The organism is Streptomyces sp. SL06 (assembly GCF_058244745.1).
The window spans coordinates 6,332,684-6,345,674 of sequence record NZ_JBSYOT010000002.1; the positions used below are offsets into that span (position 1 = coordinate 6,332,684).

Annotated in this window: 10 protein-coding genes; 4 read left to right on the forward strand and 6 right to left on the reverse strand. The window is 71.6% G+C overall.

Annotation, left to right across the window (positions count from 1 at the left end):
- Positions 1 to 4 precede the first annotated feature (4 nt).
- On the reverse strand, positions 5 to 2,518 hold the full coding sequence (locus AC4IHM_RS29105; RefSeq protein ID WP_490869934.1) for a DEAD/DEAH box helicase: 2,514 nt from the start codon (positions 2,516 to 2,518) through the stop codon (positions 5 to 7).
- 145 nt (positions 2,519 to 2,663) lie between these two features.
- On the opposite strand from AC4IHM_RS29105, the gene AC4IHM_RS29110 reads away from it, so the two are divergent.
- Positions 2,664 to 3,458 (forward strand): metal-dependent hydrolase, encoded by a 795-nt coding sequence (locus AC4IHM_RS29110; RefSeq protein WP_490869935.1) that lies wholly within the window; start codon positions 2,664 to 2,666, stop codon positions 3,456 to 3,458.
- 104 nt (positions 3,459 to 3,562) lie between these two features.
- Here the strand turns inward: AC4IHM_RS29110 and AC4IHM_RS29115 are convergent, their stop codons facing one another.
- The 4 genes from AC4IHM_RS29115 to AC4IHM_RS29130 form a co-directional block, all read right to left on the reverse strand.
- Complete coding sequence (locus AC4IHM_RS29115; RefSeq protein ID WP_490869936.1) at positions 3,563 to 3,835, reverse strand: type B 50S ribosomal protein L31; 273 nt, start codon at positions 3,833 to 3,835, stop codon at positions 3,563 to 3,565.
- 63 nt (positions 3,836 to 3,898) lie between these two features.
- Positions 3,899 to 4,369 carry a DUF5709 domain-containing protein gene (locus AC4IHM_RS29120; protein ID WP_490869937.1) on the reverse strand — a complete coding sequence of 157 codons (471 nt, stop codon included), beginning with the start codon at positions 4,367 to 4,369 and terminating at the stop codon, positions 3,899 to 3,901.
- A gap of 642 nt (positions 4,370 to 5,011) precedes the next feature.
- Entirely contained in the window at positions 5,012 to 6,793 is a 1,782-nt protein-coding gene (locus tag AC4IHM_RS29125) for an ABC transporter ATP-binding protein (RefSeq protein ID WP_490869938.1), read from the reverse strand.
- Positions 6,790 to 8,643, reverse strand: a complete 1,854-nt coding sequence (locus tag AC4IHM_RS29130) for an ABC transporter transmembrane domain-containing protein (RefSeq protein WP_490869939.1) — start codon at positions 8,641 to 8,643, stop codon at positions 6,790 to 6,792. Before AC4IHM_RS29130 ends, AC4IHM_RS29125 begins: the two co-directional genes overlap by 4 nt.
- Before the next feature lie 182 nt (positions 8,644 to 8,825).
- On the opposite strand from AC4IHM_RS29130, the gene AC4IHM_RS29135 reads away from it, so the two are divergent.
- Positions 8,826 to 9,575 carry a hypothetical protein gene (locus tag AC4IHM_RS29135; RefSeq protein WP_490869940.1) on the forward strand — a complete coding sequence of 250 codons (750 nt, stop codon included), beginning with the start codon at positions 8,826 to 8,828 and terminating at the stop codon, positions 9,573 to 9,575.
- Between the two features lie 79 nt (positions 9,576 to 9,654).
- On the opposite strand, the gene AC4IHM_RS29140 is transcribed toward AC4IHM_RS29135, so the two are convergent.
- A complete protein-coding gene (locus tag AC4IHM_RS29140; protein WP_490869941.1) occupies positions 9,655 to 10,158 on the reverse strand; it encodes a MarR family winged helix-turn-helix transcriptional regulator in 504 nt (167 codons plus the stop codon).
- A 110-nt stretch (positions 10,159 to 10,268) separates the two neighbouring features.
- Between AC4IHM_RS29140 and AC4IHM_RS29145 the strand changes: the two genes are divergently transcribed.
- Positions 10,269 to 12,071, forward strand: a complete 1,803-nt coding sequence (locus AC4IHM_RS29145; protein WP_490869942.1) for an ABC transporter ATP-binding protein — start codon at positions 10,269 to 10,271, stop codon at positions 12,069 to 12,071.
- Between the two features lie 43 nt (positions 12,072 to 12,114).
- Positions 12,115 to 12,984 (forward strand): endolytic transglycosylase MltG, encoded by an 870-nt coding sequence (gene mltG, locus AC4IHM_RS29150; RefSeq protein WP_490869943.1) that lies wholly within the window; start codon positions 12,115 to 12,117, stop codon positions 12,982 to 12,984.
- Positions 12,985 to 12,991 lie beyond the last annotated feature (7 nt).

Consider the following 12,991-nt stretch of genomic DNA (forward strand, 5'->3'; position numbering starts at 1 on the left):
GTACTCACAGCTGGCCAACATCGGTGACGCGGACGACCGCCCGGCCCTCCGCGTCGGAGGCCGTGAGGTCGACCTCCGCGCTGATGCCCCAGTCGTGGTCGTCGTTCGGGTCGTCGAAGATCTGCCGCACGCGCCACAGGGCGTTCTGCGGCTCCTCCGTGATGACCAGCAGTTTGGGGCCGCGGGCATCCGGACCGGTGCCGAGGTCGTCGTACTCGTCCCAGTACTTGTCCATGGCCTCGCCCCACGCGTCCGCGTCCCAGCCGGCGCCGGCGTCCATCTCGCCCAGCGCCTCGACCTGGTCGAGGGCGGCGAGTTCGACCCGGCGGAACATGGCGTTGCGGACCAGGACACGGAACGCACGCGCGTTGGCGGTGACCGGCCGCACCTGGTCGGCCTTCTCCTGCGCCTCCTCGGCCGTCATGACCTCCGGGTTGGCGAGCTGCTCCCACTCGTCCAGCAGGCTCGAGTCGACCTGGCGCACCGTCTCGCCGAGCCACTCGATCAGGTCCTGGAGGTCCTCGGACTTCAGGTCGTCCGGGACGGTGTGGTCCAGGGCCTTGTAGGCGCTCGCCAGGTAACGCAGCACGATGCCCTCGGTGCGGGCCAGCTCGTAGTGGGAGACCAGCTCCGTGAAGGTCAGCGCCCGCTCGTACATGTCTCGGATGACCGACTTGGGCGACAGCGGATGGTCGCCGACCCAGGGGTGGCTCCTGCGGTACGTGTCGTAGGCGTGGAAGAGCAACTCCTCCAGGGGCTTCGGGTACGTGATGTCCTGGAGGCGCTCCATGCGCTCCTCGTACTCGACGCCGTCCGCCTTCATCGCGGCCACGGCCTCACCGCGTGCCTTGTTCTGCTGGGCGGCGAGGATCTGCCGGGGGTCGTCCAGTGTGGACTCCACGACCGACACCATGTCCAGCGCGTACGACGGCGATTCCGGGTCGAGCAGCTCGAAGGCCGCCAGGGCGAACGTGGACAGCGGCTGATTCAGCGCGAAGTCCTGCTGGAGGTCCACCGTGAGGCGGACGACGCGCCCCTCGGCGTCCGGCTGGTCGAGCTTCTCGACGATGCCGCCGTCCAGCAGCGAGCGGTAGATGGCGATCGCCCGCCGGATGTGCCTGAGCTGCTGCCTGCGCGGCTCATGGTTGTCCTCCAGCAGGTGCCGCATCGCCGCGAAGGCGTCGCCCGGCCGGGCGATCACCGACAGGAGCATGGTGTGGGTGACCCGGAAGCGGGACGTCAGCGGTTCCGGCTCGGAGCCGATGAGTTTCTCGAACGTGCTCTCCGACCAGGCCACGAAGCCCTCGGGGGCCTTCTTGCGGACGACCTTCCGCCGCTTCTTCGGGTCGTCTCCCGCCTTGGCGAGCGCCTTCTCGTTCTCGATGACGTGCTCGGGCGCCTGGGCGACGACGAAGCCCTCCGTGTCGAACCCCGCGCGCCCCGCCCGGCCGGCGATCTGATGGAACTCCCGCGCCCGCAGCGTGCGCACCCGGTTGCCGTCGTACTTGGTCAGGGCCGTGAACAGCACCGTGCGAATGGGGACGTTGACGCCCACGCCGAGTGTGTCCGTGCCGCAGATGACCTTCAGCAGACCGGCCTGAGCGAGTTTCTCCACCAGCCGCCGGTACTTGGGCAGCATGCCCGCGTGGTGGACACCGATGCCGTGCCGGACGTAGCGGGACAGATTGCGGCCGAACTTCGTGGTGAAGCGGAAGTTGCCGATCAGCTCGGCGATCCGGTCCTTCTCCTCACGGGTGCACATGTTGATGCTCATCAGCGCCTGCGCCCGTTCCACGGCCTGCGCCTGGGTGAAGTGCACGATGTAGACGGGGGCCTGCCGGGCCGCCAGCAGATCGGTGAGCGTCTCGGTGAGCGGCGTGTAGCGGTACTCGTAGGAGAGCGGCACGGGGCGGGTGGCCGAGCGGACCACCGCCGTGGGACGGCCGGTGCGGCGCGCGAGATCCTTCTCGAAGAAGGAGACGTCACCCAGCGTCGCCGACATCAGGACGAACTGGGCCTGCGGCAGTTCCAGCAGAGGAATCTGCCAGGCCCAGCCGCGGTCCGGTTCCGCGTAGAAGTGGAACTCGTCCATGACGACCTGGCCGATGTCCGCGTGCTTGCCGTCGCGCAGCGCGATCGACGCCAGAACCTCGGCGGTGCAGCAGATGACGGGGGCGTCGGAGTTCACCGAGGCGTCACCGGTCAGCATGCCGACGTTCTCGGTACCGAAGATCTTGCACAGCTCGAAGAACTTCTCCGACACCAGCGCCTTGATCGGGGCCGTGTAGAAGGTGACCTCGTCCCGGGCCAGCGCGGCGAAGTGCGCGCCCGCCGCGATCATGCTCTTGCCGGAGCCGGTGGGCGTCGACACGATCACGTTCGCGCCGGAGACCACCTCGATCAGCGCCTCCTCCTGATGGGGGTAGAGCGTGAGACCGCGCTCCTGGGCCCACGCCTCGAAGGTTTCGTACAGGGCATCGGGGTCGGCGGTCCGCGGCAGCTGATCGATGAGGGTCACGCCCCCATCTTGCCCGGCCCGGGTCGCGATGGGGGAATCGGCTGTCGGCGTGAAGATCACGAACGCTACGCTGGGTCGCCGACGAGGCAACTGTGGACGCCGACAACTGCACAGCGGCACACGAGGAATGGGGCGGGCAAGGGCGATGATGGGACCAGCGCACTCACTGTCGGGCGCCGCGGCGTGGCTCGGCGTCGGAGCGGCGACCGCCGCCGGGGGACATCCGATGCCCTGGCCGGTGCTGCTCGCCGGGGCTCTGATCTGCGCCGGTGCGGCGCTCGCTCCGGATCTCGACCACAAGGCGGCCACCATCTCCCGGGCCTTCGGACCGGTTTCGCGGTGGCTGTGCGAGATCGTCGACAAGCTGTCGTACGCCGTCTACAAGGCCACGAGGATGAAGGGCGACCCGCGCCGCTCCGGCGGGCACCGCACGCTGACGCACACCTGGCTGTGGGCGGTCCTCATCGGCGGGGGTACGTCGGCCCTGGCGATCACGGGCGGCCGATGGGCGGTCCTGGCGATCCTCTTCGTGCACATGGTGCTGGCCATCGAGGGTCTGCTCTGGCGGGCGACCCGCGGCTCCAGCAGCGATGTGCTGGTCTGGTTGCTGGCCGGGACCAGCGCGTGGATCCTCGCCGGGATCCTGGACAAGCCGGACGGCGGCGCGGACTGGCTGTTCACCGCGCCGGGCCAGGAGTACCTGTGGCTGGGCCTGCCGATTGTGCTCGGCGCGCTGGTGCACGACATCGGGGACGCGCTGACCGTCTCGGGCTGCCCCATACTCTGGCCGATACCGGTGGGCCGCAAGCGCTGGTATCCCATCGGACCGCCGAAGGCCATGCGGTTCCGGGCGGGCAGCTGGGTGGAGCTGAAGGTGCTGATGCCGGCGTTCATGCTGCTCGGGGGAGTGGGCTGCGCGGCGGCTCTCAACTTCATCTGAGGCCCCTCGGGGGCGTCAGGGGCCTCAGCCGCTTCAGAGGCTCGACGGGACGGGATGGCTTCAGGGACGGGGGGAGCCCGGGTGATCCCGTCGGCGCGGTCCGCTCAGCCGGACCGGTCGGTGCCCTGTCCCTCGCCCCCGCCGTAGCGCCGCTCGAAGCGGGCGACCCGCCCCTCCGAGTCCACCGTCCGCGCCTTGCCCGTGTAGAAGGGGTGGCTCTCCGAGGAGATCTCCACGTCCACCACCGGGTAGGTCTCGCCGTCGTCCCACGTGATGGTCCGGTCACTGGTCGCGGTGGACCGGGTGAGGAAGGCGTATCCGGCGCTGCGGTCACGGAAGACGACGGGCCGGTAGTCGGGATGCTTGTCCTGCTGCATGGCTGCTCCTCGTACGGCGCGGATCATCGGGGCGACGACGCGGGAAGGCCGCCGCCGGTGGCGTCAGCGGGGCAGGGAGTCCTCGTCGACGACATGCATCGCGGCCTCCTCCGCGGACGCGGCCGCACCGTCGATGCCCACGTCCATGGCGACCAGGGCCGACTCCTCGTCCTCGTGCGCCCCCTCGTCGGGTGCCACCAGCCGGCCGGAACGATCCGCGCCGACCTCGTTGTCGACCAGCTCCCCGTCGGTGCCCTCGGAGTCGCCCAGTCCGTCGCCGTCGGGTGCGAGCACATCGGGCCGCTCCTCGGCGAGCCGCTGCTCCAGCGTCTCGCCCCGGTGACCTTCGGCGGCCGTCACACCGGTGTGCTCCACCGCCCAGGGACGCTCCGGCGGGGACCAGCCCCGGTCCAGGGGATCGTCGACACCGTCGTACTCGAGGGTGTCCTCACCGTCGAGCAGTCCGGTGTCCTCCCTCTGCTCGGAGCCGTCGGGCTGGTAAACGTCGTCGCCCCATCCGTCGGCGCTGTTCACGGGTACCTCCAGGTGGCGGGGACCTGCCCCTTCTCACCGTGCACTGCGGCGAGCCGCCGCCGCACGGGGCACAGGCCTCACCCGTCGCGGAACCACACGGTTCCCGGGCTCACCTCGAGCCGGTGCCTCCCCCCAGCCTTCCACTCCCGCTCGGCACCCCGCAACGGCACGGACGCCGCACGAGTACCCACCCTCTCCGCCCCACCCGGCGCACCCCGCACCGCCGGCCCGCGGACTCGCGCCCGGCCGTGCCCCGGCGCGGTCGGCCCGAGCCCGGAGCCGCGTCCCACCGCCCCCGAACCCGGCTCGCCACGGACCGGACCCGCGCGCGACGCACAGCGAGCCTGTTCGCCCAGGGGTCCGGCCCCGCCGGCCCTCGCCCCACCGCCCGGCCCCCGTCGCCCGAGGGCCACGCGAGCCCGGTTCACGCTTCCCGAGCGCGCCCCGCGTGGGCAGCAGCGCCGGTCCGACCCCCGGCAGCCGCCGCCCGCGCCGGGCACCTGCCCGCCCGAGCCCGCCGACAGCGGGCACCGGACCCGTCAGGCCGCCCCGGTGCCCGCAGCACCCGCAGCACCCGCAGCGCTCGAAGCGCTCGAAGCGCTCGAAAGGTCCGCAGGGCCCGTGCGTCGGCAGCGCGTGGCTTCACCCGTGCCACGAGCGCCACAGTGCCGCGTAGGCGCCGTCCGCCGTGACCAGTTCGTCGTGGCTGCCCAGCTCGCTGATGCGGCCGTTCTCGACGACGGCGATGACATCCGCGTCGTGGGCGGTGTGCAGACGGTGGGCGATCGCGACCACCGTGCGGCCGTCCAGGACGCGGGCCAGGGACCGTTCGAGATGGCGTGCGGCACGCGGGTCGAGCAGGGACGTCGCCTCGTCCAGCACCAGGATGTGCGGGTCGGCCAGCACCAGGCGGGCCAGCGCGATCTGCTGGGCCTGCGCCGGAGTGAGCGCGTGGCCGCCCGAGCCGACCTCGGTGTCCAGGCCCTCGTCGAGTCCGCGGGACCAGTCGTCCGCGTCGACCGCGCCCAGCGCCGCCCACAGCTCGGCGTCGGTGGCGCCGGCACGGGCGAGCCGGAGGTTGTCGCGCAGGGAGCCCACGAAGACGTGGTGCTCCTGGTTGACGAGGGCGACGTGCGAGCGGACCCGCTCCGCGGACATCCGGGACAGTTCCGCGCCGCCGAGAGTGATCGTGCCCTCGCGGGGACCGTAGATACCGGCCAGCAGCCTGCCCAGCGTGGACTTGCCGGCGCCGGAGGGACCGACCAGGGCGAGCCTCGTGCCGGGGGCGACCTCCAGCGACACCTTGCGCAGGACGTCCACCCCTTCGAGGTAGCCGAAGTGCACCCCGTCCGCGTGCACGTGCCGTCCGGCGGGTGCCATCGCAGGGTCACCCGCCTCCGGCTCGATGTCCCGCACACCCACCAGCCGGGCCAGGGAGACCTGGGCCACCTGCAACTCGTCGTACCAGCGCAGGATGATGCCCACCGGGTCGACCAGCATCTGCGCGATCAAGGCGGCCGTGGTCAGCTGGCCGACCCCGATCCAGCCGTGCAGTACGAACACACCGCCGATCATCAGAACGGAGGCGAGTACGGTCACATGGGTGACGCTGATGACGGGGAAGAGCACCGACCGCAGCCAGAGCGTGTAGCGCTCCCAGGCCGTCCACTCCCTGATCCGGCGTTCCGACAGCTCGATGCGGCGGGCGTCCAGGCGGTGGGACTCGACGGTGCGCCCGGCGTCCACGGTTTCGGCGAGCGCGGCGGCCACCGCGGCGTATCCGGCGGCCTCCGAGCGGTAGGCGGCGGGTGCCCGCCGGAAGTACCAGCGGCAGCCCACCACCAGCAGCGGCACCGCGATCAGCACCGCCGGTGCCAACGGCGGCGCCGTGACCACGAGCCCGCCGAGCAGCAGCACCACCCACACGGCACCGATCGCCAACTGGGGCACGGCCTCGCGCATGGCGTTGGCGAGCCGGTCGATGTCCGTCGTGATCCGGGAGAGCAGATCACCCGTTCCGGCTCGTTCCAGCACGCCGGGCGGCAGTCCGACCGACCGCACGAGGAAGTCCTCGCGCAGGTCGGCCAGCATCCGTTCGCCGAGCACGGCCCCGCGCAGCCGCACCTCCCGCACGAACACCGCCTGCACGGCGAGCGCGACCACGAACAGCGTGGCCGTGAGGCCGAGATGCAGTTCGCGGGCATCGTCGGACACCCGTTCCACGAGCCCGCCCAGCAGGTAGGGGCCCGCCATGGAGGCGATCACGGCGACGGTGTTGACGATGACGAGGAAGAGGAACGCACGGCGGTGCCGGCGCAGCAGTTCGCCCGCGTACGCGCGCACGGTCGCGGGCGCGCCGACGGGCAGGGTGCTCGCCGTCGTGGGAGCGGCCGGGTCGTACGACGGTGGCGCGACGCCGATCATGCCGTCTCCTCGATCTCTTCCAGGCGGTGCAGTACCTCGTCGTCGCCGAGGAGGCCGTGGTCCAGGGTCTTCGCCGGCTCGCTCCCGGCAGGGGCCGGGCCGGGATGCGCGGTGGTCTCCTCGTCCGTCTCGCGGGTCACCACCGCCCGGTACCGGGGCTCGGTGTGCAGCAGCTCCCGGTGGTCGCCGACCGCGGCGACCGTGCCCTCGTGCAGGAACACGATCCGGTCCGCGCGGGCCAGCAGCAGCGGCGAAGAGGTGAACACCACTGTGGTGCGCCCCGCGCGCAGGGTCCGTACGCTCTCCGCGATCCGGGCCTCGGTGTGCGAGTCCACGGCGGAGGTCGGTTCGTCCAGAACGAGCGCCTCCGGGTCCGTGATCAGGGACCGGGCCAGCGCGAGCCGCTGGCGCTGGCCGCCCGACAGCGAGCGGCCCCGCTCGGTGATGCGGGCGTCCATCGGGTCGTCGGCGCCGAGCGAGCCCTGCGCGAGCGCGGCCAGCACATCACCGCACTGGGCGGCGGCCAGGGCTTCGCCGGAGTCGACGGCGCCGGAGGCGGGCACGTCGAGCAGCTCATGGAGGGTGCCCGAGAGCAGGACCGGGTCCTTGTCCTGGACGAGGACGGCGGTGCGCGCGGAGTTCAGGGGCAGTTCGTCGAGCGGTACGCCGCCCAGCAGGGCCGACGCGCCCTCCTTCGAGGGGTGCCCGCCGAGCCGTTCCGCCAGGCGCCCGGCCGCGTCCGGGTCACCGCACACCACGGCGGTGAACCGGCCCCTCGGCGCGAGAAGCCCGGTGGTCGGGTCGTACAGGTCCCCGGACGGGACCTCGGCGGCGCGCGATCCGGCGGTGTCCGTGGCCCGTTCCAGTGCCAGCACCCGCGCGGCCCGCTTGGCCGAGGGCCGGGAGAAGGAGTACGCCATGGCGATCTCCTCGAAGTGCCGCAGCGGGTAGGTGAGGATCATGACGGAGCTGTAGACGGTGACGAGTTCGCCGACGCCGATGCGGCCCTCGCGGGCCAGGTGGACGCCGTGCCAGACCACCGCGATCAGCAGCAGACCCGGCAGCAGCACCTGGATCGCGGAGATCAGGGACCACATGCGGGCGCTGCGCACGGCCGCGTGGCGCACCTCCTGGGAGGCGCGGCGGTAGCGGTCGAGGAAGAGTTCCTCGCCGCCGATGCCGCGCAGCACGCGCAGTCCGGCGACGGTGTCCGAGGCGAGTTCGGTGGCACGGCCGGCCTTCTCGCGCTGGGCGTCGGCCCGCCGGGTGGCCCGGGGCAGGAGGGGCAGTACCGCGAGCGCGAGCACCGGCAGGCCCACGATCACGACGAGGCCGAGCGCCGGCTCGTAGACGACCAGGGCCACGCAGACCAGCACGACGGTCAGCGCCGCCGCGGTGAAGCGGGAGACGGCCTCCACGAACCAGCCGATCTTCTCGACGTCACCGGTGGAGACGGCCACGACCTCGCCGGCCGCGACGCGCCGGGTCAGTGCCGAACCCAGCAGCGCGGTCTTGCGGGCGAGGAGTTGCTGGACGCGGGCCGCGGCGGTGATCCAGTTGGTGATGGCGGCGCGGTGCAGGAAGGTGTCGCCGATCGCGTTGCCCGCGCAGCACAGCACCATGACGGCGCCCGCGAGGGCGAGCCGGGTGCCGGAGCGGTCGACGACGGCCTGGACGGCGAGGCCGACGCAGAACGGCAGGGCGGAGACGGAGGTGAAGTGCAGCAGGCCCCAGGCCAGGGCCCTGAGTTGCCCGCCCGACTGGTTGCGGAACAGCCACCACAGGAATCGGGGACCCGAGCGCGCGTCCGGCACGCCCGGGTCGGGAAACGGAAGGTCTTGGATCTGCATGACATCCCAGTGGCTCGTGTCAGGGGGTGCCGTCGCAACACGGCATCAAGAGGCTGCAAACCGTGAAAGGTTCGCGTCGCCGCATGCTGAAAATCAAGCGGTTTTCCGCGGGGAGGGACGAATCCGGCTGTCCCCGTCGCGGTCCCCGCGGGCATCCCCGCCGCGGGTGCGACCATGGACGGATGGGAACCGGTGGTGCACGGCGTACGGCGGTCGCGATGGCGGCCCTTGGAACTCTGCTGACGCTGTCCGCGTGCGGCGGCCGGTCCGGGGACGGTGCGCACGCCGGGGCGAGCGGACCCGCCGACGGGGCGGGCCGCAGTACTGCCTCGGCCGGTCCGACGCGGATCCCCGGCGTCGGCGACCGCCTGCAGGGGCGCATCCCCGCCGACTCCGGGCAGGTCGTCGCGGTGTACGGAGAGGGCAAGGACTCGGCCGACTCCACGGTCGTGCTCTACACGAAGCGGGGCTCCGCCTGGCACCGCGAGCGCGGTTGGGCGGCGCACAACGGCAAGAAGGGCTGGACGACCGACCACCACGAGGACGACAACCGCAGCCCTGTCGGAGTGTTCACGCTCAGCGACGCGGGCGGTGTGCTGCCGGACCCGGATCCGGCCCCCGGCACGGGGCTTCCGTACACCCGGTCGGCCGCGTTCGCGGCGCCGCGGTGGTGGTCCAAGACGCACTGGCACGACTTCGACTACGTCATCGCCATCGACTACAACCGGGTCAAGGGCACCTCACCGAACGACCCGACCCGCCCGCAGGGCGCGTCCAAGGGCGGCGGGATCTGGCTGCACCTGGACCACGGCAGCGGCACGTCGGCCTGCGTCAGCCTGCCCAAGCCGGCGATGGAGTATCTGCTGCGCACGCTGGACCCCGACCGGCACCCCGTGGTGGTGATGGGCGACAAGGCGGACCTCAAGGCCTGACACCACCGGCGGAACCGACGCAATTGACAGAGCCGGACCGGAGCAAAAGGGCCGACAGGCCGGAGGACTTGAGAGGGCCTCAGCCCCGGGCCTCGCCGTGGCTCCCCCCGCCGCCGTGGCCTCCTGCGTTGCCGTGGCCCCCGCCGCTGCCGGGCCCGTCGATCAGTGTGTCCAGGAGGTCGCCGAGCACCGCGCGCTGTCCGTCCGTCAGCGGGGCCAGGATCTCCTCCGCGGCCGACCGGCGGGCGGCGCGCAGCTCCCGCAGGGCCGCGCGCCCGTCGTCGGTGACCTCGATGCGGATGACCCGGCGGTTGGCCGGATCCGGGACACGGCGTACCTTCCCGGCCGTCTCCAGCCCGTCGACCAGGGTCGTCACGGCCCGGGGCACGACTTCCAGGCGTTCGGCCAGATCGGCCATGCGGGGCGGTGAGCCGTAGTGCGCCAGGCTGCGCAGCAGCCGGGACTGGGCCGGTGTGATGCCGAGGGCGCGGTGCTCGAGGTGGCGCTTCTGGATGCGGTACACCCGGCGGGTGAGCCGCAGCAACTGCTCGGCGAGCAGGCCGTCGGGATCGGGGGCGGTCATACGGGCACAATATCAGGATGGCATTCATTGTGAGTATAGGTAACAATGAGCTACGATCCGCAAGTCCGCAAGGTCTGCGAAGTCCCCCCCGCCCTCCTCCGAAGGAGCCCATGCACCCCGATCGCGAATCCGCCTGGACCGCACCCGCCGACGCCAGGGAACAGCCCCGGCAGGTGCGCCGCATCCTGAAGCTGTTCCACCCCTACCGAGGCCGCCTCGCCGTCGTCGGACTGCTGGTCGGCGCCGCGTCGCTGGTGTCGGTCGCCACGCCCTTCCTGCTGAGGGAGATCCTCGACGTCGCGATCCCCGAGGGGCGCACCGGCCTGCTCAGCCTGCTCGCCCTCGGGATGATCCTCGGGGCCCTTCTCACCAGCGTCTTCGGGGTGCTGCAGACGCTGATCTCCACGACCGTCGGCCAGCGCGTCATGCACGACCTGCGCACCGCCGTCTACGGCCGGTTGCAGCAGATGTCCCTCGCCTTCTTCACCCGCACCCGCACCGGCGAGGTCCAGTCCCGCATCGCCAACGACATCGGCGGCATGCAGGCCACCGTCACCTCCACGGCGACCTCCCTGGTCTCCAACCTCACCAGCGTGGTGGCCACGATCGTCGCCATGGTCGTCCTCGACTGGCGACTGACCGTCGTCTCGCTGCTCCTGCTTCCGGTGTTCGTCTGGATCAGCCGCCGCGTCGGCCGGGAACGCCGGAAGATCACCACCCGGCGCCAGAAGCAGATGGCGGTGATGGCCGCCACGGTCACCGAGTCGCTCTCCGTCAGCGGCATCCTGCTCGGCCGCACCATGGGCCGCTCCGACTCGCTCACCCGCGCCTTCGCGGACGAGTCCGAGAGCCTGGTCGACCTCGAAGTGAGGTCGAACATGGCCGGACGCTGGCGGATGGCCGTCATCACCGTCGTCATGGCCGCCATGCCGGCCTTCATCTACTGGACCGCCGGCATCGCCCTGCAACTCGGCGGCCCCGGCGTCTCCCTCGGCACGATCGTCGCCTTCGTCTCGCTCCAGCAGGGCCTGTTCCGCCCGACCGTGAGCCTGTTGCAGACCGGCGTCCAGATCCAGACCTCACTCGCCCTCTTCCAGCGCATCTTCGAGTACCTCGACCTGCCGATCGACATCACCGAACGGGACGAGCCGGTCCACCTCGACCACATCAAGGGCGAGGTCCGCTTCGAGAACGTCGAGTTCCGCTACGACGGCAAGGGCGGCCCGGTCCTCGAAGGCATCGACATCACGGTCCCGGCGGGCAGCAGCCTCGCGGTGGTCGGCCCGACCGGCGCGGGCAAGTCCACGCTCGGCCACCTCGTGCCGCGCCTGTACGACGTGACGGGCGGCCGGGTCACCCTCGACGGCGTCGACGTGCGCGACCTCGACTTCGACACCCTCGCCCGCGCGGTCGGCGTCGTCTCGCAGGAGACGTACCTCTTCCACGCCTCGGTCGCCGAGAACCTGCGCTTCGCCAAGCCGGACGCCACCGACGCGGAGCTGGAGGCGGCGGCGCGGGCGGCCCAGATCCACGACCACATCGCCGCCCTGCCCGACGGCTACGACACGGTGGTCGGCGAGCGCGGCCACCGGTTCTCCGGCGGCGAGAAGCAGCGCCTGGCCATCGCCCGCACCATCCTGCGCGACCCGCCCGTCCTGGTCCTCGACGAGGCCACCAGCGCCCTCGACACCCGCACCGAGGCCGCCGTGCAGGACGCCATCGACGCGCTGTCCGCCAACCGCACCACGCTCACCATCGCGCACCGCCTGTCCACCGTGCGCGACGCCGACCGGATCGTGGTCCTCGCCTCCGGGTCCCTGGCCGAACAGGGCACGCACGAGGAGCTGCTGGCTCAGGACGGGCGGTACGCCGCGCTGGTCCGCAGGGACGCCCGACTGGAGCCGACAAGATGAAGATATGCCGGGTTTGTATGCGAATGAGGGTTACCGTGCCCGCATGCAGACGAACACTCCGCCGCGGAGCGCGAGAGGCACCAGGAGAACGATCCGACTGACGCGCCGGGGCCGTATCGCCCTGATCGTGACCGGCGCCGTCGTGGCCGGGACCGCCGTGGCGGTGCCGCTGCTGATGACGGACGACGAGGACGAGTCCCGCCCCACGTCCCTGGTGATCCCGGAGGGATGGCGCGCGAGCCAGGTCTACGAGGCCGTCGACAAGACCCTCGCCCTGCCCTCGGGCACCACCAAGAAGTCCCTGGACAAGGCCAACCTCAAGCTGCCGAACGACGCGGAGGGCAACCCGGAGGGCTATCTCTTCCCGGCGACCTATCCGCTCGGCGAGGACCCGACCCCGGAGAAGCTGCTTGCGGCCATGGTCGACACGGCGAACAAGAAGTTCACCGGCGCACCGGTCGCCGCGGGCGCCCAGCGCAACGCGCTGAACGTCTACCAGGCGGTCACCATCGCCAGCATCGTGCAGGCGGAGGCCGCCACCAAGGAGGACATGGGCAAGGTGGCCCGGGTGGTCTTCAACCGGCTGGAACGCGGGATGCCGTTGCAGATGGACTCCACCATCAACTACGCCCTGGGCCGCGCCACCCTGGACACCACCACCAAGGACACCAAGGTCGACAGCCCCTACAACTCGTACCAGCGCATGGGCCTGCCGCCCACCCCCATCGACAACCCGGGCGACGAGGCGATGACCGCCGCGATCAATCCGACCCCCGGTGACTGGCTGTACTTCGTCACGGTCAAACCGGGCGACACCCGCTTCACCGCCGACTACGCCGAACACCAGCGCAACGTCGCCGAGTTCAACCGCACCCGGGAGAGCGCCGCCAAGGAGGCGCAGGCGGCCAAGTGACCGGGCG